The organism is Pseudomonas kribbensis, assembly GCF_003352185.1.
Lineage (GTDB): Bacteria > Pseudomonadota > Gammaproteobacteria > Pseudomonadales > Pseudomonadaceae > Aquipseudomonas > Aquipseudomonas kribbensis.
Map to the genome: position 1 here is coordinate 1,636,108 of NZ_CP029608.1, position 21,692 is coordinate 1,657,799.

Sequence of the window (21,692 nt, forward strand, 5' to 3'; positions counted from 1 at the left end):
ACAACGCATGAAGCGAATGGCCGGACTTTCCGCACTTGCCTTGATTATCTCCAGCACCAGTGGCTGCGGATGGATCTGGGGCCCGGAAGGTTATTTCCGTGACCGTGGTAGCGACTACCTGGAAGCGAAACAGACTGCACCGATGCAACTGCCAGAAGGTGTCAGCACCTCCAAGCGCCTGGATCCGCTGCTGCCGATCCCGCGTAACGTAGCCGACGACACCGCCACCGGCGAATACGTGGTTCCGCGTCCTCAGCCACTGTCGGCGATCGCTGACGCCAGCGACTACTCGCTGCAGAAGAGCGGTGATTCGCGTTGGGTCATGGGTCAGCATCCACCGGCCGAAGTCTGGCCAGTGGCTGTGCAGTTCTTCCAGGACAACGGTTTCCGTCTGGATGAACAGCGTCCGCAAACCGGCGAATTCACCACCACCTGGCAGCATTCCGACGAACTGTCCGCCGCCATGGCCAAGCGCCTGAGCGCCGCCGGTGTCGGTGCCGACAGCGAGACCCGCGTGCGGGTGCGCATCGAGCCGGGCGTGCAGCGCAATACCAGTGAAATCTACGTGGTCAGCGCCGAGCGTCCTGCCGGCAGCACCGCCAATGTCGATTTCACCAACCGTTCGGTCAACACCGGCCTGGACGCTGCCCTGGTCGACGACATGCTCGCGAGCATGAGCCGTACTTCCGAGAAGGGTGGTTCGGTGTCGATGCTGGCATCGCGTGATTTCGATACCCCGAGCCGTGTCGCCCTCAGCGAAGACGGCAGCGGCAACCCGGTATTGAACGTCGGTTCCGATCTGGATCGTGCCTGGTCGAGCGTCGGTCGTGCGCTGGAGCAAGGTCAATGGCGCGTTGAAGACATCAACCGCAGCCTGGGCCTGTACTACATCAACCTGGCCGAAAAGGCCGAGAAGAAAGACGAGAAGCCTGGTTTCTTCAGCAGCCTGTTCGGCAGCGCGCCGACCAAGGAAGAAGTTGAAGCCCGTGCCGAGCGTTATCAGGTTCGCCTGAGCAAGGTTGGCGACAACGTTCAGGTCACCGTCGAGAAAAACATCAACACCGTCGCGCCGGCCGATGTGGCCCGCAAAGTGTTGAGCGTGATTCAGGACAACCTGGGCTGATCCAATGCGTTTTGCCGTTCTCGGCAGCGGTAGCCAAGGGAACGGCACGCTGATCGCCAGTGCTGATACGTATGTGCTGGTGGATTGTGGTTTTTCCCTGCGGGAAACCGAAAAACGCCTGTTGCGCCTGGGTGTGAACCCGGCGCAACTGAGCGCGATACTCGTGACCCACGAACATGCCGACCACGTGCATGGCGTGGGTTTGCTGTCTCGGCGCTACAATCTGCCGGTCTACCTCAGTCGCGGCACACTGCGCGGGATGCGCAAACCGATTGAACCCGCAGGCTTCGTGGCCGGCGGCGAGCAACTGCAGATCGGTGCTCTGGACATCCGGGTCATTGCCGTGGCCCACGATGCACAGGAACCGACCCAGTACGTCTTCAGTGATCAGGAACAGCGGCGCTTCGGCCTGCTGACCGATCTGGGTTCATACTGCGAGCGGGTGCTGGACGGTTATCGGGACCTCGATGCGTTGATGATCGAGTCCAATCATTGCCGAGACATGCTGGCCCGTGGTCATTACCCGTACTTTCTCAAGCAGCGGGTTGGCGGCGAGCTGGGACATTTGAATAACCATCAGGCGGCATTCCTGGTGGCCGAGTTGGGCTGGCAAGGCCTGCAACACCTGGTCCTGGCCCATCTGAGCAGCAAGAACAACCTGCCGCAGCTGGCCCGGCAATGTTTTGTCGACACCCTCGGGTGCGACCCGGACTGGCTGCAACTGGCCGATCAAGATTCAGGGCTCGACTGGCGCCATATCGCCTAGCCCATCTACTTAGCAAGCGGAGCCCATCATGGAAAAACGTGAAGAACTCTACCGCGGCAAAGCCAAATCGGTTTACAAGACCGACGACGCTGACCGCTTGATCCTGCTGTTTCGCAACGACACCTCGGCGTTCGACGGCAAGCGCATCGAGCAGCTCGACCGCAAAGGCATGGTGAACAACAAGTTCAACGCCTTCATCATGCAGAAACTCGAAGCGGCCGGCATTCCGACCCAGTTCGACAAACTGCTGGCCGACAACGAAGTGCTGGTGAAAAAACTCGACATGATCCCGGTCGAGTGCGTCGTGCGTAACTACGCCGCCGGTAGCCTGGTCAAGCGTCTGGGCGTCGAAGAGGGCATGAAGCTCAACCCGTACACCTTCGAACTGTTCCTGAAGGACGACGCCAAGGGCGACCCGTTCATCAACGAATCCCACGTCGTGGCATTCGGCTGGGGCACCGCCGAGCAACTGGCGCGCATGAAAGAACTGTCGCTCAAGGTCAACGAAGTCCTGAGCAAACTGTTCGACGACGCAGGCCTGCTGCTGGTGGACTTCAAGCTTGAGTTCGGTGTGTTCAGCGACGGCTCCATCGTCCTGGGCGACGAGTTCAGCCCGGACGGCTGCCGTCTGTGGGACAAGGACACCAAGAAGAAGATGGACAAGGACCGCTTCCGTCAGGGCCTCGGTGACGTCATCGAAGCCTACGAAGAAGTCGCCAACCGTCTGGGCGTACCGCTTTAATCGACGCAAGCATCTGATAGCACGGAGAAATTTTCGAAAGAGGGTTTGCTTTCGATAAAAGTGTTGTTATGATGCGCGCCGTTGGAGAGATGCCAGAGTGGCCGAATGGGACGGATTCGAAATCCGTTGTACCTTCACCGGTACCTAGGGTTCGAATCCCTATCTCTCCGCCATACATTGAAAAAGCCCCGTAGATGAAGATCTACGGGGCTTTTTCGTTTCTGATCAGTCCTTGCACCAATGGGTGGAGCGCAATGCTCCAGCGCATCCAGGCTGCTCACACTCCGAATTAACTGACTAAACTCCTGCATTCCAAATGCATGAGGTTCGGTCATGGCAAAGGGAAAGAAGAAAGACTCGCCCAGAGACACCCCCGCAGATCGCCCGAAGCTGTCGAGCAAAGACTATCTGGCGGAGTTGCGTCGACTGCACGTTGAGCTCGTCAAGCTGCAGGAATGGGTGAGAGCCGAGGGCATCAAGGTCTGTGTGATTTTCGAGGGGCGTGACGGGGCGGGGAAGGGTGGGACGATCAAGGCGATCACTGATCGGGTCAGCCCGCGGGTATTCCGGGTGGTGGCGTTGCCGGCGCCGAGCGAGCGTGAGAAGAGCCAGATGTACATGCAGCGTTACCTGCCTTATCTACCGGCGGCGGGCGAGGTGGTGATTTTCGACCGCAGTTGGTACAACCGCGCCGGTGTCGAGCGGGTGATGGGGTTCTGTACCGAGGATCAGGCCGAAAAATTTCTCAGGACGGTTCCTCTGGTGGAGCATGCCATCGTCGATTCCGGTGTGATTTTGCTCAAATACTGGTTGAACGTCAGTCAGGAAGAACAGACGCGCCGGCTGGAAGAGCGTATCAAGGACGGTCGAAAAATCTGGAAGCTCTCGCCCATGGATCTCAAGTCGTACAGCCGCTGGTATGACTACTCGCGGGCGCGTGATGACATGATCAAGGCAACCGATACCGAATATGCGCCATGGCTGGTGGCCGATTCGAACGACAAGCGGCGAGCGCGCCTGAATATCATCTCCGATCTTCTCAGCCGCATTCCGTACAAGAGTGTTTCGCGCGAGAAGGTTGAGTTACCCAAGCGGCAGAAGCCCGGGGGCTACAAGGAATCGGATTATCCCTTCCGGCACATCCCCGAGACATTCTGAAGACAGGTGTTCGCGTCAGTCTTGGAACAGCCCCGCAGATGAGAATCTGCGGGGCTTTTTCATTTCTGCAGGGTAATCAGCCAGCCCTCAAATCTCCTTGACCGGCGTATCCCCCTGCACGCCCTTGATCAGCTCGATCACATGCAGACAATCCGCCTTGTTCACATACGACTCGCCACTGGCAACCGTCTCATGGTTTCCCGCCCGCAGACGCCAGCGCCATTGGCCCTTGCCGGTGCTCGGGGTGCCCTTGGATTGCCTGTAAATCTCGAAATACATTCAGTTCGCTCCATGCGATGGGATATTGCGACAAGCTGTTTGACGCATGCTCGCAAGCCTAGCGGAGCCTTCTCATTTGGCTATCGGGGATTTGTTTCCAATCGTTCGAGAATGTTTCTGCAAGGCGCGGGGCAGAGCGTCGGGATCGGCCTTCGGTTTGGCGAGTACGTCCTTTTTTCACCCTTGCATGAGCACCAGTGGTGCTGCTTAATACGGGGCGGCTCATGGCGTCGAAATTTGTTCGGCGACCGACAAACACTATAAGAAAAGAGCAGTCCATTGACCCATTCGCATGGAACGCAACATGCGGGCCCGGTGACGTTGTCGCTGGTGGTTCCCGTATTCAATGAAGAGGACAGCCTCGACGGCTTTCTCCTGCGCATTCGTCAGGTGTTCGAGCGTGAGGCACAGATCAGCCTTGAGTTGGTGTTCGTCAACGACGGCAGTACTGATTCGACGCTGGAGCGCCTGCTGCACTGTCAGCAGAGCAACTCGACGATCCGCATCGTCGATCTGAGCCGCAATTTCGGCAAGGAGGCTGCGCTTTCCGCCGGTTTGCAGATTGCCACCGGGCAGATCGTGGTGCCGATCGATGTCGATTTGCAGGACCCGCCCGAGGTCATTCTGCAGATGATCGAACGTTGGCGCGAAGGTTATGAAGTGGTGCTTGGTCACCGCATCAGCCGCCGCAATGACTCCTGGGCCAAACAGACGTCCGCCAGTTGGTTCTATCGTCTGCACAACAAGATTGCCGAACAGACATTGCCGGAAAACGTCGGCGATTTTCGGCTGATGGACCGTTGCGTGGTCGACGCGCTGCTGACGCTGCCGGAGTCGCGGCGATTCATGAAAGGTCTGTTTGCCTGGGTCGGTTTTCGCACCACCCAGGTCGAATACGAGCGCCCGGAACGGGCGGCCGGGCAGAGCAAGTTCAATGGCTGGCGGCTGTGGAATTTCGCGCTCGAAGGCATCACCAGTTTCAGCACCGAGCCGTTGCGGATCTGGACGTACCTGGGCGCGCTGGTGTCTCTGGTGTCGTTTGCCTTTGCCATGTTCATCGTGGTGCGCACGCTGATCCACGGCGTCGACATGCCCGGTTACGCCTCGCTGATGGTCGCGGTGACCTTCCTCGGCGGATTGCAACTGATCGGCATCGGCGTGCTTGGCGAGTATCTCGGCCGCACTTATATCGAAGCGAAGCGCCGGCCGGTTTTCCTGGTGCGCCGCATTTACGAATCCAAGGACTGAAGCATGGATCTCAAGGAAACCGACATCCTCGGCGACAGCATCGGCGAGCATTGGTATTACCGCTCCAAAGCGGCAGCGACCCGTCGATTGCTGGGGGAGGCGCCGATCAAACGCATTCTCGACGTCGGCGCCGGTTCAGGGTTCTTTTCCCATCATCTGTTGACTCACACTGCCGCGCGAGAAGCGTGGTGCGTGGATATCAGCTATCCCGCCGACTCCAGTGCCACCACCGCCGGCAAACCGGTGCATTACCGCCGCTCGATCGACAGTGTGGACGCCGATCTGGTGTTGTTGATGGATGTGCTGGAGCACGTCGACGACGATCTCGGCCTGCTCAAGTCCTACGTCGACAAGGTGCCGTCCGGCAGCCGTTTCCTGATGACCGTGCCGGCATTCCAGTTCATGTGGAGCGGGCACGATGATTTTCTCGAACACAAACGTCGCTATACCCTGGGACAGTTCGAGTCTCTGACAAAGAACGCCGGATTAACGGTCGAGAAGGGCGCCTACTACTTCGGAGCAGTGTTCCCGATTGCCGTTGCCTCGCGCCTGATTCCCGGCGGTTCGGCGCCACGTTCGCAACTGAAAAAACATCACCCGCTGGTTAATTCGCTGCTGAAGACCCTGTGCCGCCTCGAACTACCCTTGATGGGCATGAATCGCCTGGCCGGCCTGAGTGTCTTTGTGCTGGCGCGCAAACCGTGACGTCCACGGAGAGAGAAGCGCTGATCAGGCGTGGTCTGCGCTTTGCCGTGACAGGTCTGTTCGTCACCGCGTTGCATGCGCTGGTAGCGGTGTTTTTCATCAACTTCGTGAGCCCTCAGCCGCCGCTGGCTAACGGCGTGGCATTTGCCGTAGCGACGGTGGTTTCCTACGTGATCAACACCACCTGGAGTTTTTCCGCTCGTTTGCACGGTAAAACGCTACTGCGATTCCTGCTGGTTTCGGCGGGAGGTTTTCTTTTGGCGATGTTCGTCGCCTGGGCCGCGCAGATGGCAGGGCTGCACTACCTGCTGGGTATCGTGGCGGTTGCGCTGACCATTCCGGCATTCACTTTCGTACTGCACAACTTCTGGACCTATCGATGAAGGATTCGCGCGAGCACCCGGTACTCTCCTTGCTGCCGCTGCTGTTGGGAATGTTGGTGTTTTTCCTGGCAATCGGGCCGCAGGCGCTGAATCCGCAAAACATTGCCTGGCTGGAACAGGGTGACCCGGCGACACATTATCTGGGCTGGGAATTCTTCCGACACTCGCCCTGGACATTTCCACTCGGCCTCAATCCGTTCTATGGCCTGGAACTGAGCAGTTCCATCATCTTTTCCGACTCCAACCCCCTGTTGGCGCTGTTGTTCAAACCCTTCAGTGCGTGGCTGCCGGACACCTTCCAGTACTTTGGCCTTTGGTTACTGGCGTGTTGTGTCCTACAAGCCTGGTTCGGCTGGAAACTGCTCGGGCTGATGACCGGCAATCCCTTGATTCGCCTGCTGGGAGCCGGGTTGCTGGTGTTCTCGCCGCCGATGTTTCTGCGTATGGGCGGGCACCTTTCGCTGGCGGGGCATTTCCTGATTCTGGCGGCGTTGTATCTGGCGCTGGTACCGGACTTGCGCAGGCGCCGCTGGGCCTGGGGTTCGTTGCTGGCGGTGACATCATGGGTACACGCCTATTTGCTGGCCATGGTGGCCCTGATCTGGCTGGCAGACTTGCTGGGCAAGACATTTAGCCGGCAATTGACCCGACGCCAGGGGCTGATCGAAGGCGGGTTGCTGTTTGCGCTGGTGAGTGTGTGTTGCTGGCAGGCGGGTTATTTCAGCATTGCCGACGGTGCGGCCTCCGGCGGTTTTGGTTTGTACCGGATGAATTTGCTGTCGCCAGTCGATCCGGCCGGCTGGTCGCGGATCCTGCCCGATCTGCCCAAGGGTGAGGGCGACTATGAAGGCTTCAACTACATGGGGTTGGGCGTTCTCTTGCTGGTACCGCTGGCGCTGATTGCCTGGATTGGAAACAGGCAACCCTTGAAGGACGAGTTGCGCGCTCGACCATGGCTGTTGATGGCCTTGTTCGGGCTATGGCTTTTTGCGCTGTCGAATCAGATCGGAATCGGTGCAACGACCGTCGGCTATCCGCTGCCGAAGATGATCATCGGCCTGGCCAATGTCTTCCGCGCCTCGGGGCGGATGTTCTGGCCGGTGCTGTATGCCCTCATCCTGGCCATGATTTTTCTGGTGGTGCGCGGTTACCGACCGCGCGTTGTGATTTTTTTGCTTGCTACAGCGCTGGTGGTTCAGGTCGCCGACACTCGAGCCGGCTGGCTTGGCCTGAGGCAGGGGAAAATGGTTGTGCCATCGGCGGCCTGGAACAGCCCGCTGCGCGATCCGTTCTGGACAAGCGCTGCCGGACGATACGCGAATGTACGCGGCCTGATGCCGCAGAATCAGAACGATCGCTGGCAAATGATTGCCGGATTTGCAGCAGCTCACGGCATGAAGACCGACGCTGTCTATCTTGCGCGAGTGAGTTCTTCAGCACTGGCGCTGGCACAGCAGAAAGCCCGACGCATGCTCGACTCGGGGCAATACGACGCGGATTCGTTGTACATCCTGAGCGACGATGTCCTGGCGGACGCCGCAAAAAGCATCAACAGTGAAACCGATCTGCTGACCCGGGTAGATGGGCTGGTGGTCCTTGCGCCGGGGTGGAAGCGCTGCGCGCAGTGTCTGTCGATGCGGGATGAGGGACGGCGGATGTCCGTTATTCCCCTCTCTGGGCCTGGGCAAACGCTGACGTTCAACTACCGGAGTCGACAATTGGCCAACGGCTGGTCGACGGCGGAAAACTGGGGGACGTGGACGGAGGGGCGGCAGGCGAAAATCGAAATGCGGCTGTTGCCGCAAGCGCGTTCGATCGTGCTCGACACATTGGCGTTCATAATGCCAAAGCATCCTTCCCAGCGAGTGATCGTGAGCCTCAACGGCGAGCAGGTGCTGAGCACGAGCTTGACGCAGTTCCAGGGTAATCGCCTGGAAATTCCAATCAGTGCTTCGCTCAGTCAGAGCCTCGCGCACGATGACAGACTCGATATCGAATTGCAGCTGCCGGATGCCATCAGCCCTCAGCAATTGGGGATCAACGATGATTCGCGGGTCATGGGCATGGGCCTGAAGACGTTGACGGTGCAATGACGCATCGTTTTGATGGACGCTGCCCCGGCAGCCTTTCTACACTGCCCACAATCTGGGGACCGGGGGGCAATGGATGAATCGCAATGAACTTCGCAAGGCCGACATCAACCTGATGGTGGTGTTCGAAACCTTGATGCTCGAACGCAACGTGACCCGGGCCGCCGAGAAGCTGTTTCTCGGCCAACCGACCATCAGTTCGGCGCTCAATCGCCTGCGCACCATGCTCAACGATCCATTGTTTATCCGAGTCGGCCACCGCATGGAGCCGACGGCCCGCGCCGAAGACATCTATCGCCATCTCAAACCCGCGCTGGACTCGTTGTCAGTGGCGTTGAGCCTGACCCGTGATTTCGACCCGGCTGTCAGCACCATGACCTTTCGCATCGGCCTGTCGGACGACGTCGAATTCGGTCTGTTGCCACCATTGCTGCGTGCCTTGCGCCAGGAAGCACCGAACGTGGCGTTCGTGGTGCAGCATGTCGATTACTGGCGGATTCCCGATCTGCTGGCCGCTGGCGACATCACCGTCGGCATCAGCCAGACCCGTGGCCTGCCGGCCAATGCCAAGCGCAAACTGCTGCGGCATATCCAGCCGAGCATCCTGCGCGCCGACAAGTCCGCCACCCCGTTGACCCTCGACGAATATTGCGCACGGCCCCATGTGCTGGTTTCCCACACGGCCAATGTCAGTGGTTATGCCGATGAGTGGCTGGCGGACCTCGGCCGCACCCGTCAGGTGGTGTTGTCGGTGCCGCAATACAGCGCACTGCCGGCGCTGCTGGCCGGCACCGATCTGATCGCCAGCCTGCCGGACTACACCGCCGAAGCCATGGCTGCCTCGGGCCTGTTATTCAAGGAGCCGTTTCCGTTCAAGACCCCGACGCTCGACCTGTCGATGGTCTGGCTCAGCCATGTCGACAGCGACCCGGCCGAGCGCTGGCTGCGCTCGCGGCTGGAGCAATTCATGAGCGAGCGGCCTCACTCGCCGCTCTGACTTGCCGAGCCGTTGTCCGGCTGCTTTGCTGAGTAACATCTGAATTCGGCGGAGCCTCGACCCATGAGCATTTCCCGTGGTTTGTTGCGTGGGCGCGGCAGTCTCGACAGCGGCAAGGTCGGCATGGTCGAGCTGTTTTTCGATCTGGTGTTCGTGTTTGCCGTGACTCAGCTGTCCCACACTTTGCTCGCGCACTTGTCGATGATCGGTGCGGTGCAGGTGACGCTGATGATGGTCGCGGTGTGGTGGGTGTGGATTTTCACGTCCTGGATCACCAACTGGCTCGACCCGGAAAAACTGCCGGTGCGTCTCGGGCTGTTCGGCCTGATGATCGCCGGTTTGCTGCTTTCGTCTTCGATTCCCAAGGCATTCACCGAGCGCGGCCTGATGTTCGCAGCGGCGTTCGTGTTCATGCAGGTCGGGCGCACGCTGTTCGCGATCTGGGCGGTACGCGGCGAGTCGTTGAACATGACGCGCAACTTCCAGCGCATCCTCGCGTGGCTGACGTTGTCCGGGGTGTTCTGGATCGGCGGGGCGTTGGTCGAAGGCGAGCAGCGGTTGCTTTGCTGGGCGCTGGCGCTGCTGATAGAGCTGATTTCGCCGTCGCTGTATTTCTGGGTGCCGGGGCTGGGGCGTTCGTCACTGAGCGACTGGAACGTCGAAGGCAATCACATGGCCGAGCGTTGTGCGCTGTTCGTGATCATCGCTCTGGGTGAGTCGTTGCTGGTGACCGGCGCGACCTTTGCCGAACTGACACCGGGGCGCGATGGACTGCTGGCGTTTCTGGTGGCGGTGCTGGGCAGCATCGCCATGTGGTGGGTCTACTTCGACAGCGGTGCCGAGCGCGCGCACCACCGTATCGCCCATTCCACCGACCCCGGGCGCCAGGCGCGAATCGCCTACACCTACCTGCATGTGCTGATTGTCGCCGGGGTCATCGTCAGTGCGGTGGCCGACGAACTGGTGCTGGTGCATCCGGATCACGCCAGCGACGCCGGCATCGTCGTGATCATCGCCGGGCCATGGCTGTTTTTGCTCGGCAACGCGCTGTTCAAGTGGGTCATGGCTGACCGACCGTTTCCACCCCTGTCCCATGTCTTCGGGCTGGTAGTGCTCACGCTGTTGTTGCCGCCGGCACTGAATCACTGGTTTTCGGCGTTAGCGCTGGGGGCATTGACCACGGCAGTCGTGGTGCTGGTGGCGATCTGGGAAACCCTGGCACTGCGTCGGGAGCTTCCCGTTCCTGTGTCGGAAAAAGCCGCAGGAGAGTAGGGCGTAGCTGTGTTATATGTACGGCCTTTCTGCCGACCGACTGGAGTCTTGCGATGCCACACCTGCACATGGAATACACCGCCAACCTGCCGCAACTGAACGCCGACGTGGCGCTGATCCGGCTCAACAACACCCTGGTGGGTTCCGGTCAGTTTGCGGCGGAATTCGATATCAAGAGCCGCGCGATCAAGGTCGAAACCTTCAAGGTCGGTACTGCCATGAGCGAGCGGGCCTTTGTGGCGGTGAGGCTGGCGTTGCTCAGTGGTCGTTCTCCGGAGATCAAGAAGCAACTCTCGCAAAACCTGTTGGCGGTGCTGCAGGACCTGTGCGAGTGGCCGGCCGGTGTCGAAGTGCAGTTGAGCGTGGAACTGCTCGACATCGACCGCGAGTCCTACAGCAAAGTCGCCATCGGCGTGTAAGACTCAGGCCGCCTCCAGCTCCGCGCAGGTCTTGATCACCTGCTCGCGCAGCCAGAGGTTGGCGCTGTCCTGGTCGACGTTGTGGCTCCACTGCATGTCGAGGGTGAACCCCGGCAGGCCATTGGGGGCCTCGCAGTGATTGAACACCGCGTCGTTGGTCAGCAAGCGCTGGATCCGCCGGGGCAGGGTGAGGATGAAATCCGTGCCGGTGATCATCTTCAACGCTGCGCTGTAGCTGTTGGAACGGGCGACGATCTGGCGCTTCTGCGCCTGCCTTGCCAGCCAGCCATCGACCATGTTGGTGGTGGACGTCCAGGGCGTCGGGAACACATGCCGGCGTTCGGTGAAGGCTTGCAGGCTGAGGCGCGGCTCCAGCGGCGTTGCACGTTTGTCGAAGACGCAGACCAGATCATCCTCCAGCAGCATTCGCGATTTCAGGTCGGTATGGCTGCGGTGGAAGTGCGGGCCGAAACAGATCACCAGGTCGAGGCTGCCATCGCGCAACTCTTGCGCCGGCACGTCGGTTTCGAACTTGTGCATGTTGACCATCACCGGCAGATCGTCGAAGTCAAAACGCTTCAGCATGCGCGGCAGGATCAGCTGTTCGAAGTATTCCGGGGCGCAGATGTTGAAGGTCACCGGTTGCGCCATCGGGTCGAAGGTCGGGGCGCCGGCGTGGCACAGGTTGATGCTTTCGAGGATTTTCTGCACATGGCCATACATGCTGCTGGCCTTGTAGGTCGGGCGCATGCCCGTGCGGGTGTTGACGAACAATTCGTCTTCAAAACTGGTACGCAGTTTCTTCAGGCAGTAACTGACGGTGGACTGACTGACGAACAGCGCCTCCGACACATCGGTGACGCTGCTTTGCTCATACACGGCGACAAACACCATGAGATCCTGCATGTCGAGCTTTCTAAGCAAGTTACTGTTCAGCATCCGTTCTGTCTCGCTGTGCTCCTTGCGCCGAATCCGCGCAAACGTGTGCGCATGATCGTAACGGAACGATGGTGCCAGGAGAAAGCCCTGTAGGATTTTTCACGGACAGTTGTGGGACAGAAAGTTTTAGTAATACGACGTGTCAAAACGATCCTGTAAAAGATGGCCAGAAGCCTTTAGCCAGAGGGGTGAAGCACCGTGCACAACGCCCGATCAGTGAAAGTGCCGGGCGTATTGCCGAGGGTCGAAACGCAGCACGATCAGCAGCATGACCACCATCACCGCGGTCAGCGACCACCAGGCCCATTCGAAGCTGCCCAGTCGATCACGGATCACCCCGGCCAGCAGCGGCGACAGGCCGGCAATCAGGTAGCCGATGCCTTGCACGAACGCGGTCAGCCCGCCGGCGCGCTGCGGGTTGTCGAGGTGATCGAGGGAGACGATCAGGCTCATCGGAAACAACCCGCCAATCCCCAGGCCCAGCAGGCACGGCCACAACAGGCTCAGGTATTGCGGGCTGAGAATCAAGCCGCAGAACCCGGCAATGATCAGCACCAACAGGGCACCCAGCACCAGGCGTCGGTCACGGCTGCGGTTGGCGATAGCGGGAACCACCAGACCGGAAATTACCTCCATGGCCGTCAGAAAACCCAACAGCAGACCGGCGTTCTGTTCGCTCCAGCCGTTTTCCACGTAGTACGGCGCCAACCACGCGAGCACACAGGTGTAGGACGCTGTCCCCAGACCGAAGAAGATGGCGAGCAACCAGGCGCGGGAATGGGTGAAGAAGGCCTCTTTTCTCACTGTACTGGTCGCGATGGGCGGTGCGTCATCGCGTTGTGACAACCAGAACAGCAACGCGAGCAGCGCCAGTACCGCCCAGATCGCCAGCCCTGCCCGCCAGCTGCCGGTACCGAGCATCACCTGAGGTGCGAACGAAGCGGCCAGCGCGGCACCGCCCATGATCGACGTGACATACAAGCCCATGCACAGCGCCACGTTGTCGGGAAACCGCGATTTGATCAGTGCCGGCATCAACGCCTGAATCAGCGCGATGCCGACCCCGGCGAGCACGGCGCTGATGATCAGTTGCACCGCCGAGTCGAGAAACAGCCGCGACAGCGTCGCCAGACCGATGATCAGCAACGACAGCAGCACCGTGCGCCGCTCGCCCAGACGATGGCTGATGCCGATTCCGAAAAACATCGCCAGCCCCATGGCCACCACCGGCAGCATGGTCAGCAGCGATGCCACGCTGAAGCTCAGCGGGATATCGCCGCGAATCGCCGACAGCAAAGGCCCGACGGCGGCCATCGACGGACGCAGGTTAAGGGCGACAAGGACGATACCGAGCATCAGCCAGACGGCGGGGCGGGCAGTGGCGCGAACGTTTTCCATCTTCAGACCTTTGAATCAGAGGCCGTCGATTAGGCGGGCGCGCTACCGGCGCCGGCAAATCAGAAAATCCCGAGGGGTATTTAAAAAGTCGATACGCCTACCGTGCGCTCTTCCGGAGCGAGCTGTAATTTTTTACTGAATCACACCTGACGAATGTTCAGGTTTCATGGTTATTTCATGAGCCAACTAATCGTTGGCTTCTTTTTCACAAAAAATTGATGGGGGGCTACGTAGAGTTTTCATTGCCCGGGTCAATGAAGTTTTCACAATTGGCCACGGCGCTTCTTTTCAGGAAATAGCCCCCCTCATATGTTGAAGTTAAAAGCCGTGCGCCCGGAATGGGTGACGTTGTTTGCCAGCGCCTTTCTTTTGATCGGATTCAATTTCGTACTTTGGCAACATCTCCTCGAGATCACCGCTGCCGACGGCATCGCCATGGGCATTGCGTTCGGGGTGATGATCTTCTCGGCCTACAACATCGTGCTGACCTTTCTGGCGTTTCGCCCGGTATTGAAACCGGTGTTGATGGCGCTGTTTCTGATCAGTGCCGGCGTGGCTTATTTCATGAGTCAGTATGGCGTGATGATTGACGCCGGCATGTTTCGCAACTTCGCTGAAACCAATGCAACGGAAGTTCGTGATCTGCTGTCGTTGAAGTTTTTCGTTTATCTATTGTTTTTGGGTGTATTGCCGTCGTGGTTGTTGTGGAAGTTGCCTGTTGACTATCGTCGCTGGCATCGAGAGTTATTAAGCAAAGTTGTGGTGTGTGCAGCATCGGTCGCCGTGATTGGTGGCGTGGCACTGGCCAACTATCAGGGCTTGTCTTCGCTGTTTCGCAACCACCACGAATTGCGCCTGATGCTGGTGCCGAGCAACTACATCGGTGCATCGGCCGGCTATCTGCGTGAGCAGGTGGTATCCGCCCAGCAACCGTTCATCAAGATCGGCGAAGACGCCCAGCGTAACCCTGCACTGCAAAACCGTCCGCGCAAGTCGCTGACCGTGCTGGTGGTAGGGGAAAGTGCCCGGGCGGAGAACTTCGGCATCCTCGGCTACAACCGCGACACCACGCCGAAACTGGACAAGGAGGCCGGCCTGATCGCGTTCACCGACGTGCATTCCTGCGGTACGGAAACAGCCGTCTCGGTGCCGTGCATGTTCTCCAACATGAGTCGCCAGGACTACGACGCCAGCAAGGCGAAAAATCAGGAAGGGCTGCTGGACGTGCTCAAGCGCGCCGGCATCGATGTGATCTGGCGCGACAACCAGTCGGGCTGCAAGGGCACCTGCGACCGCGTCACCCTGCAGGACGTCAGCAACCTGAAAGACCCGGCCCTGTGCGCCAACAGCGAATGCCGCGACGAAATCCTCCTGCAAGGCCTGCAGAGTTTCATCGATCACCTGGACAAGGACACCGTGCTGGTGCTGCACCAGATGGGCAGCCACGGCCCGGAATACTTCAAGCGGTACCCGAAGGAATACGAACACTTCACGCCGGTGTGTGAAAGCAACGCGCTGAACAATTGCAGCCGCGAAAGCATCGTCAACGGTTACGACAACACGCTGGTGTACACCGACCATGTGCTGTCGAGCCTGATCGATGTCTTGCGCAGCAATCAGGAAAAAGTCGATACCGCCATGCTGTACCTCTCCGATCACGGCGAGTCCCTGGGTGAGTACAACCTGTTCCTGCACGGCACGCCGTACATGCTTGCGCCGGAACAGCAGAAACATGTGGCGATGCTGGCCTGGTTCTCCGACAGCTATCAGAAGTCCTATTCGGTCGACACGCATTGCCTGCAATTGAGCCGCGACAAACCGTTGAGCCAGGACAACCTGTTCCATTCGATGCTCGGTCTGCTGGAAGTACAGAGCAAGGTCTATCAGCACGATCTGGACCTGTTTGCTGGTTGCCGTGGTGCGGTCATCGACGGCGTATTGGCCAAGGACTGATCCGTCGGAATTGTTCTGTAAGACTATTCTTGCTGGCAGGCAGGAGATTTCATCAACGCTCTTGCCCTGCACAGGCGCGGAAAGCGCCGGTGGCGATATATACTGCGCGCCATTCTTGAAGGGAGAGCCGTGTGGCCATCGATATTCACTGGATTCGCGACAACGATAGCCTCGCGCAGTTTTGCGCCGAGTGGCAGCAGCTGCCTTTCGTTGCCCTCGACACCGAATTCATGCGGGTCGACACCTTCTACCCGATTGCCGGCCTGTTGCAGGTCGGCGACGGCAAACGCGCCTATCTGATCGACCCGCTGACCATTGACGCCTGGCAACCGCTGGCGGCGTTGCTGGAAAACCCGGCGGTGCTCAAGGTTCTGCACGCTTGCAGCGAAGACCTCGAAGTCCTGTTGCGCCTGACCGGCAGCCTGCCGGCGCCGTTGTTCGACACGCAACTGGCCGCCGCTTATCTGAACCTCGGGTTCTCGATGGGCTATTCGCGTCTGGTGCAGGAAGTGCTCGGCATCGAACTGCCGAAGGGCGAAACCCGTTCCGACTGGTTGCAGCGTCCGTTGTCCGACACGCAAATCAGCTATGCCGCCGAAGACGCCGTGCATCTGGCGGAAGTTTTCGTACAGCTGCGTCCGAAGCTGTCCGACGACAAATATGCCTGGGTGCTGGAGGACGGTGCCGAACTGGTCGCCAACCTGCGTCGCGAGACCGATCCGTATGAGGTGTATCGCGAGGCGAAACTGGCGTGGAAACTCTCCCGCGCGCAACTCGCCGTTCTGCGCGAGCTGTGCGCCTGGCGTGAGCGCGAGGCTCGCGCCCGCGACCTGCCGCGCAACCGTATCGTCCGTGAGCATTCGCTGTGGCCGCTGGCCCGCACGCAACCGGACAACCTCAGCGCGCTGGGCAAGATCGAAGACATGCACCCGCGTACCGTGCGTCAGGACGGCGAGTTTCTGCTTGATCTGATCAAGCGCTCTGGCAGTGTGGGGCCTGATCAGTGGCCGCCAGCCGTGCCGGAGCCGCTGCCGATCGAAGCCGCCGCGCTGATCAAACAGCTGCGTGCCCTGGGCCAGGCCGAGGCCGAGCGTCTGGGCATCGCGCCGGAACTGATGCTGCGCAAGAAAACCCTCGAAGCGCTGGTCAAAAGCGGCTTCCCCGAGGGGCCTTACCAATTGCCTGATTCGCTGCGTGGCTGGCGCCGCGAGTTGATGGGCCAGAAGCTGCTCGACAGCCTGGCCACTGCCGGAGAACAGCCTTGAAACGTATTTGCTCCATTTACCAAAGTTCGAAGAAAAGCGGCATGTACCTTTACGTGCTCAAGAGTGATGCTCTGGAGCGTGTGCCGGAAGGCCTGATGGCGGCGTTCGGCAAGGCGAAGCACTCCTTCGATCTGGTGCTGACCCCCGAGCGCAAGCTGGCCAGCGAAGACATCGCCGTCGTCCTGGAGAACCTCGACAAGCAGGGTTACCACCTGCAGATGCCGCCGGCCGAGGAAGAGTACATCGAGCACTTGCCGGAAGAGTTGCTGCGACGCAACGACCCGGTTTGACCTGCGAGGCCCGGTCCCGGGCCTCTTGTAATCCTTGGAACTGTTTTTACGGCGACGACTGCCACGAAGTGGGCGGCCGTCTGCACGGTTTGCGAAAGGTTTGAAGATGCGCGTTCTGATTGCTGAACACGACCACGCGATATACGCCCGGCTGCTGCGTCAGGCGGCCCCGGAGCTTGAAGTGCTGACCAGCGGTGACTCCGCCGAACTGGCTCGCCAGGCCGTCGATTGCCCGGTGTGGCTGGGGCAGCCGGATCTGCTGGCGACCCTGCTGCGTCAGGGCCACCAGCCACAATGGCTGCAATCGACCTGGGCCGGCATCACGCCGCTGCTGGCCGACGGCCTGCGCCGGGATTACCGCCTGACCCGGGCGGTCGGCATTTTCGGGCAGGTGATGGCCGAGTACGTGCTCACCTACATGCTCGGTCACGAGCGCGAAGTGCTGGCGCGGCTGGTCAGCCAGGTCGAGCGCAAATGGGACAATCGCACCGGCCAGAGCCTGGTCGGGCGCAAGGTGCTGATCGTCGGCACCGGTGATATTGGCCAGAGCGTCGCGCAGTTCCTGCGGCCATTCGGTGTCGAGTTGTACGGCATCGCCAGCAGCGCCCGGGAGCAGGCGCCGTTTGTCGAAGTCGGTTCGATGGCGGACCTGCCACGGCTGGTGGGTGAAGTGGATTACGTGGTCAATCTGCTGCCCAACACCGAGCACACTCACGACATTTACGACGCGGCGCTGTTCAAGCAATTCAAGCCGACCGGGTTGTTCATCAACGCCGGGCGCGGTGTGGTGGTGGTCGATGCGGATCTGGTGGAGGCGCTGAAGGAAGGCCATCTGGCCGGCGCGGTGATCGACGTCTGCCGTCAGGAACCGCTGCCGCAACGCCATCCGTTCTGGACCGCGTGGGGCCTTCTGTTGACCGGGCACAGCTCGGCACCGACCTCGCCGCCGATGATGGTGCAGTTGTTTCTGGATAATTTGCGGGCGTATCAGGCGGGAGAAGCGTTGCGTGGGGAAGTGGATTTCGCACGCGGTTACTGATTCGCCGCGATAAAAACTGTGGGAGCAAACTTGCTCCCACAGTTCGTTTTGCAGTGTGGCTTACAGGGTGAAATCCCCTTCAGCCGCCAGCTCGCTCAGCGGACGACGCGGGCTCGGCGTTTCCCGCGCTTGCAGGTAATCCGCCAGGGTTGCCTTGTCACCCAGCTTGCCCACCGCAACGGCGGCGTGCAGCGCATAACCTTGCGGAATGTTCAGCTCCTTGCGGGTCAGCTCCTGATCGAAGCCGGCCATGCCGTGGGTGTGCCAGCCGCTCAGGCTCGCTTGCAACGCCAGATGGCCCCACGCGGAACCGGTGTCGAAGGTGTGCCACAGCGCCGGTGTTTCTTCGGTCGCGCCCGGTGCGGTAAAGGTGGTTTTCGAAATCACGATCACCAATGCCGAAGCGTGCTGCGCCCAGCTACGGTTGAATTCATTGAGCAGGCCCAGGTAACGCTCCCAGTTCGGCGTGTCGCGACGGGCGTAGAGAAAACGCCACGGCTGCGAGTTGTACGCCGAGGGTGCCCAGCGCGCGGCTTCGAAGAAGCTCAGCAGGGTTTCCTCGGAAATCGCTTCGCCGGTAAAGGCGCGGGGCGACCAGCGATCGGTGAACTGCGGGTGAATGGCGTATTCGGCAACGCGAGGGTTGGCACTCATCGAGAGATTCCTTGCTACGTTTGAGGATAGGTTTGAAGCAAAACCCGGCGGGATCAGTTGGGCTGAACGATGGGGGTTGAATCCGAAGCCGTGCAGTTCACCGGAATGCAACGCGGTCGAGCGTTAATGGCATCCAGCCAGGGCTTCTTGAGAACGGCAAAGCTACTTGGCCGCGCAAAAACTGACAAGTCCTGCACAACCGGCAGTCGCCAGCGCTTGGCCCACGGGGCCCTGGGCACTAGACTGGCGGCCTTTTCACCACCTGATGTTGATGCTTGAGCCATGGCCGCCAAAGTCGAACCGTTCTGGAAACGCAAAACCCTCGATCAACTGGATCACGAGGAATGGGAATCGCTGTGCGACGGATGTGGCCTGTGCTGCCTGCAGAAGCTCGAGGATGAAGAAGACAACAGCGTCTATTACACGCGCATCGCCTGCAAACTGCTGGACCTGAAAACCTGTCAGTGCAGCGATTACCCGAACCGCATCAAGTTTGTCCCGGACTGCATCCAGCTCACCCCGGGCCAGGCCGAAGAATTCAAATGGCTGCCGCCGACCTGCGGTTATCGACTGGTCAGCGAAGGCAAGGACCTGCCGTTGTGGCATCACCTGGTCTGCGGTGATCGCGACGCCGTGCACCACGAGCGGATTTCCCAGTCCGGGCGCATGCTCGCCGAAGGCAGCGTGCCGGAAGACGATTGGGAAGATCACCTGATTTTCCGCGCCGGCTAAGCCCCTCGAGGATCCAGGCCTCGAGGATCGAGTTTCAACAAGGAGTGTGTATGGCTGTGGGATTGCGCCGGACGCTGATCGTCGGACTGCTGATGCTGAGCGCGCCGGTGTGGGCGGCAAAGAAGGTCGATCTGGATTACCGCGTGCGCCTGTTGCCGCAAAGCGATCAGGCGGAAGTGCGCTTGACCCTGGCCAAGGGCGAGGCCGTGCGCAGTCTGGATTTCGACCTCGGCGACGGCAGCCACTACAGCGACTTCAAGGCCGACGGCCAATGGCAACTGACGCCGGGCCAGCAGGCGCGCGGTGTGTGGCGCCCGACGCCGGACAAGGCCAGCCTGACCTATCGCGTACGCATCAGCCACGGCCGCAAGAACGGCAGCTTCGACACCCGCATGACCCCGACCTGGGCGCTGATGCGCGGCGATGAACTGGTGCCGCCGGCGAAGCTCGATCAGCAGGATGGCATCGAACTGGTCTCTCGCCTGCAATTCGATCTGCCCGACGGCTGGAAAAGCGTCGAAACCGCCTGGCCGCGTATCGGCAAGAACAAATTCCGCATCGACAATCCGTCCCGTCTGTTCGACCGGCCCACGGGCTGGGTGCTCGCCGGACACCTCGGCAGCCGCCGCACGCGATTGGGTGAAACCGAAGTCACCGTGGCGTCGCCCCAAGGGCAGGGCATGCGCCGGATGGACGTGCTGACGCTGCTGACGTTCGTCTGGCCGCAGGTGCAAGCGGTGTATCCGCGCCATCCGGGCAAACTGCTGATCGTCGGTGCCAACGACCCGATGTGGCGCGGCAGCCTCGCGGCGCGGGAGTCGATCTACCTCAACACGCGGTTGCCGCTGGTCAGCGAGAGCGGCAGCAGCCCTTTGGTCCGGGAATTGGCGCAGGTGTTCGGGCGGATCAACGACGAGCAGCGCAGTGACTGGATCAAGGAAGGGTTCGCCGAGTATTACGCCGTCGAACTGGTGCGTCGTGCTGGTGGCATGAGCGACGAACGTTATCAGGCTTATCAGGTGAAACTGGCGAAGGACAGCCAGAAAGTGTCGACGTTGCGCGGCGAGCAGATCAGCCCGGCGCAGGTCTCCAAAGCGGTTCTGCTGTTACAGGAACTGGATCGCGAGATCCGTCTGAAGACCCGCAACAAGCGCTCGCTGGATGATGTGCTGCGCGGGGCGATGCATCTGGGGACGGTGGATACCAAGGCATTTGTGCAACTCGCCGAGAGTGTCATCGGCGAGTCGTCCAAGGTGCTTGATTCCGGGTTGCTTCAGTAGCGATCAGACCCCGGCTTTAGGCGACTTCACCGAATCATTGCCGGTCACGGTGGCGGTCTTGGTCGCCGCTTCGGCATTGGCTTTGAGCTTGCTCAGCTCTTCACCGGCGCGCTCGATCTTCGTGCGCACGTTGTTCATGTCCTGACGGCTTTTCTCCAGCAGGCTTTTTATCGAACTGTGGCCTGTGATGCCACGGGCCATGGCCACGCCGCCAATTGCCACCTGGATCAGACCGAACACGCCGCCACGGCGCAGGCCCTTGCCGACCATGATCACGCCGCCGGCCAGCGAGCCGATGCGCTCCCAGCCTTCGACGTTCTGTTCGGAACGGGTCTGGAACGGGGTGGATTCGATACGCTCGACGCGTTTGAGCTCGGTCATGATCTTTCTCCAGGCAATGAGTGATGGATAAACAAGCTGACTGCCGGGGCGGTCAGCTCGTTCCATCGGATGTGCGGCGTTTCAGCGGAATTTCGGCCCGGAACGGGTGTTCAGGCCTTTGGCCATGCGGTCGTAGAGCACGACGTTGACCGTGGCGGCGAGGTTCATGCAACCGGTGGTCGGGATGTACACGACGTCTTCGCACCAGTCGCGGATTTCCTGATCAAGCGAGCCGTCTTCGGGGCCGAAGATGTACAGGGCGCGATCCGGGTGGGTGTATTCCGGCAGCGGGCGGGCGCCGTCGACCAGTTCCACGGCGACCGGGACGCAATTGAGCGGCAGGATCTTTTTCAGGTCGTCGATGCCGATCAGCGGGATGTCGTAGTGCACGCGCTTGGTGTCGGTGACGAAATCGGCGGCGCGCTCATAGCGCTTGCCGGTGTAGAACACGGTCGACACGCCATAGCAGCCTGCGGCGCGCATCACCGAACCGACGTTTTCCGGTGATTTGGGGTTATACAAACCAATGCAGCTGTACCGTTTGTCTGCCACGAGCGGGGTGCCTTCGGGAAAAAGAGG

The 21,692-nt window shown here is 60.3% G+C and carries 23 protein-coding genes and 1 tRNA gene; 18 read left to right on the top strand and 6 right to left on the bottom strand.

The window, feature by feature from the left end:
- The first annotated feature begins 7 nt into the window (after positions 1–7).
- The 5 genes from bamC (at position 8) to ppk2 (ending at position 3,789) form a co-directional block, all read left to right on the top strand.
- Positions 8–1,123 (top strand): outer membrane protein assembly factor BamC, encoded by a 1,116-nt coding sequence (bamC, locus tag DLD99_RS07605; RefSeq protein ID WP_085710245.1) that lies wholly within the window; start codon positions 8–10, stop codon positions 1,121–1,123.
- Positions 1,124–1,127: 4 nt separating this feature from the next.
- Positions 1,128–1,889 (top strand): MBL fold metallo-hydrolase, encoded by a 762-nt coding sequence (locus DLD99_RS07610; RefSeq protein ID WP_114881797.1) that lies wholly within the window; start codon positions 1,128–1,130, stop codon positions 1,887–1,889.
- Between the two features lie 28 nt (positions 1,890–1,917).
- Positions 1,918–2,631: a phosphoribosylaminoimidazolesuccinocarboxamide synthase gene (gene purC / locus DLD99_RS07615; RefSeq protein ID WP_007958019.1), complete on the top strand. Its 714-nt coding sequence runs from the start codon at positions 1,918–1,920 to the stop codon at positions 2,629–2,631.
- An 83-nt stretch (positions 2,632–2,714) separates the two neighbouring features.
- A tRNA-Ser gene (locus DLD99_RS07620) sits at positions 2,715–2,804 on the top strand.
- Positions 2,805–2,964: 160 nt separating this feature from the next.
- Positions 2,965–3,789: a polyphosphate kinase 2 gene (gene ppk2 / locus DLD99_RS07625; protein WP_114881798.1), complete on the top strand. Its 825-nt coding sequence runs from the start codon at positions 2,965–2,967 to the stop codon at positions 3,787–3,789.
- A gap of 87 nt (positions 3,790–3,876) precedes the next feature.
- On the opposite strand, the gene DLD99_RS07630 is transcribed toward ppk2, so the two are convergent.
- On the bottom strand, positions 3,877–4,068 hold the full coding sequence (locus DLD99_RS07630; protein WP_064383113.1) for a YegP family protein: 192 nt from the start codon (positions 4,066–4,068) through the stop codon (positions 3,877–3,879).
- Between the two features lie 279 nt (positions 4,069–4,347).
- Between DLD99_RS07630 and DLD99_RS07635 the strand changes: the two genes are divergently transcribed.
- The 7 genes from DLD99_RS07635 to DLD99_RS07665 all read left to right on the top strand — a co-directional run bounded on the left by DLD99_RS07635 (position 4,348) and on the right by DLD99_RS07665 (position 11,182).
- Complete coding sequence (locus DLD99_RS07635) at positions 4,348–5,316, top strand: glycosyltransferase family 2 protein (RefSeq protein ID WP_114881799.1); 969 nt, start codon at positions 4,348–4,350, stop codon at positions 5,314–5,316.
- Between the two features lie 3 nt (positions 5,317–5,319).
- The gene (locus tag DLD99_RS07640) at positions 5,320–6,021 is read left to right on the top strand and encodes a class I SAM-dependent methyltransferase (protein ID WP_114881800.1); all 702 of its coding nucleotides are present in this window, start codon (positions 5,320–5,322) and stop codon (positions 6,019–6,021) included.
- Positions 6,018–6,404: a GtrA family protein gene (locus DLD99_RS07645; protein WP_114881801.1), complete on the top strand. Its 387-nt coding sequence runs from the start codon at positions 6,018–6,020 to the stop codon at positions 6,402–6,404. The genes DLD99_RS07640 and DLD99_RS07645 overlap by 4 nt, the downstream gene beginning before the upstream one ends.
- Positions 6,401–8,497 carry a DUF6311 domain-containing protein gene (locus DLD99_RS07650; protein WP_114881802.1) on the top strand — a complete coding sequence of 699 codons (2,097 nt, stop codon included), beginning with the start codon at positions 6,401–6,403 and terminating at the stop codon, positions 8,495–8,497. The genes DLD99_RS07645 and DLD99_RS07650 overlap by 4 nt, the downstream gene beginning before the upstream one ends.
- 73 nt (positions 8,498–8,570) lie before the next feature.
- Positions 8,571–9,491 (top strand): LysR family transcriptional regulator, encoded by a 921-nt coding sequence (locus DLD99_RS07655; protein WP_085710257.1) that lies wholly within the window; start codon positions 8,571–8,573, stop codon positions 9,489–9,491.
- 63 nt (positions 9,492–9,554) lie between these two features.
- Positions 9,555–10,763: a low temperature requirement protein A gene (locus tag DLD99_RS07660; RefSeq protein WP_114881803.1), complete on the top strand. Its 1,209-nt coding sequence runs from the start codon at positions 9,555–9,557 to the stop codon at positions 10,761–10,763.
- A 53-nt stretch (positions 10,764–10,816) separates the two neighbouring features.
- Positions 10,817–11,182 (top strand): 5-carboxymethyl-2-hydroxymuconate Delta-isomerase, encoded by a 366-nt coding sequence (locus DLD99_RS07665; protein ID WP_114881804.1) that lies wholly within the window; start codon positions 10,817–10,819, stop codon positions 11,180–11,182.
- Between the two features lie 3 nt (positions 11,183–11,185).
- On the opposite strand, the gene DLD99_RS07670 is transcribed toward DLD99_RS07665, so the two are convergent.
- A complete protein-coding gene (locus tag DLD99_RS07670; protein ID WP_085710261.1) occupies positions 11,186–12,121 on the bottom strand; it encodes a LysR family transcriptional regulator in 936 nt (311 codons plus the stop codon).
- A gap of 213 nt (positions 12,122–12,334) precedes the next feature.
- On the bottom strand, positions 12,335–13,519 hold the full coding sequence (locus DLD99_RS07675) for a cyanate transporter (protein WP_114881805.1): 1,185 nt from the start codon (positions 13,517–13,519) through the stop codon (positions 12,335–12,337).
- 309 nt (positions 13,520–13,828) lie between these two features.
- Here DLD99_RS07675 and DLD99_RS07680 point away from each other — a divergent pair, with 309 nt between their 5' ends.
- The 4 genes from DLD99_RS07680 to DLD99_RS07695 all read left to right on the top strand — a co-directional run bounded on the left by DLD99_RS07680 (position 13,829) and on the right by DLD99_RS07695 (position 18,066).
- Positions 13,829–15,472, top strand: coding sequence for a phosphoethanolamine transferase (locus DLD99_RS07680; protein ID WP_114881806.1), 1,644 nt, complete (start codon positions 13,829–13,831; stop codon positions 15,470–15,472).
- A 131-nt stretch (positions 15,473–15,603) separates the two neighbouring features.
- Positions 15,604–16,737, top strand: a complete 1,134-nt coding sequence (rnd, locus tag DLD99_RS07685) for a ribonuclease D (RefSeq protein WP_085710266.1) — start codon at positions 15,604–15,606, stop codon at positions 16,735–16,737.
- Positions 16,734–17,027 carry a YcgL domain-containing protein gene (locus DLD99_RS07690; RefSeq protein ID WP_085703814.1) on the top strand — a complete coding sequence of 98 codons (294 nt, stop codon included), beginning with the start codon at positions 16,734–16,736 and terminating at the stop codon, positions 17,025–17,027. Before rnd ends, DLD99_RS07690 begins: the two co-directional genes overlap by 4 nt.
- A 106-nt stretch (positions 17,028–17,133) precedes the next feature.
- Positions 17,134–18,066, top strand: a complete 933-nt coding sequence (locus DLD99_RS07695; protein ID WP_114881807.1) for a D-2-hydroxyacid dehydrogenase — start codon at positions 17,134–17,136, stop codon at positions 18,064–18,066.
- A 60-nt stretch (positions 18,067–18,126) separates the two neighbouring features.
- Here DLD99_RS07695 and DLD99_RS07700 read toward each other — a convergent pair whose 3' ends face one another.
- Positions 18,127–18,720, bottom strand: a complete 594-nt coding sequence (locus DLD99_RS07700; protein WP_007958056.1) for a nitroreductase family protein — start codon at positions 18,718–18,720, stop codon at positions 18,127–18,129.
- 282 nt (positions 18,721–19,002) lie between these two features.
- On the opposite strand from DLD99_RS07700, the gene DLD99_RS07705 reads away from it, so the two are divergent.
- Positions 19,003–19,452 carry a YcgN family cysteine cluster protein gene (locus DLD99_RS07705; protein ID WP_003222605.1) on the top strand — a complete coding sequence of 150 codons (450 nt, stop codon included), beginning with the start codon at positions 19,003–19,005 and terminating at the stop codon, positions 19,450–19,452.
- A 50-nt stretch (positions 19,453–19,502) separates the two neighbouring features.
- Positions 19,503–20,732: a hypothetical protein gene (locus DLD99_RS07710; RefSeq protein WP_114881808.1), complete on the top strand. Its 1,230-nt coding sequence runs from the start codon at positions 19,503–19,505 to the stop codon at positions 20,730–20,732.
- Positions 20,733–20,735: 3 nt separating this feature from the next.
- On the opposite strand, the gene DLD99_RS07715 is transcribed toward DLD99_RS07710, so the two are convergent.
- Entirely contained in the window at positions 20,736–21,113 is a 378-nt protein-coding gene (locus DLD99_RS07715; RefSeq protein WP_114881809.1) for a YgaP family membrane protein, read from the bottom strand.
- Positions 21,114–21,194: 81 nt separating this feature from the next.
- Positions 21,195–21,665: an RNA methyltransferase gene (locus DLD99_RS07720; RefSeq protein WP_007958066.1), complete on the bottom strand. Its 471-nt coding sequence runs from the start codon at positions 21,663–21,665 to the stop codon at positions 21,195–21,197.
- Positions 21,666–21,692: the final 27 nt, after the last annotated feature.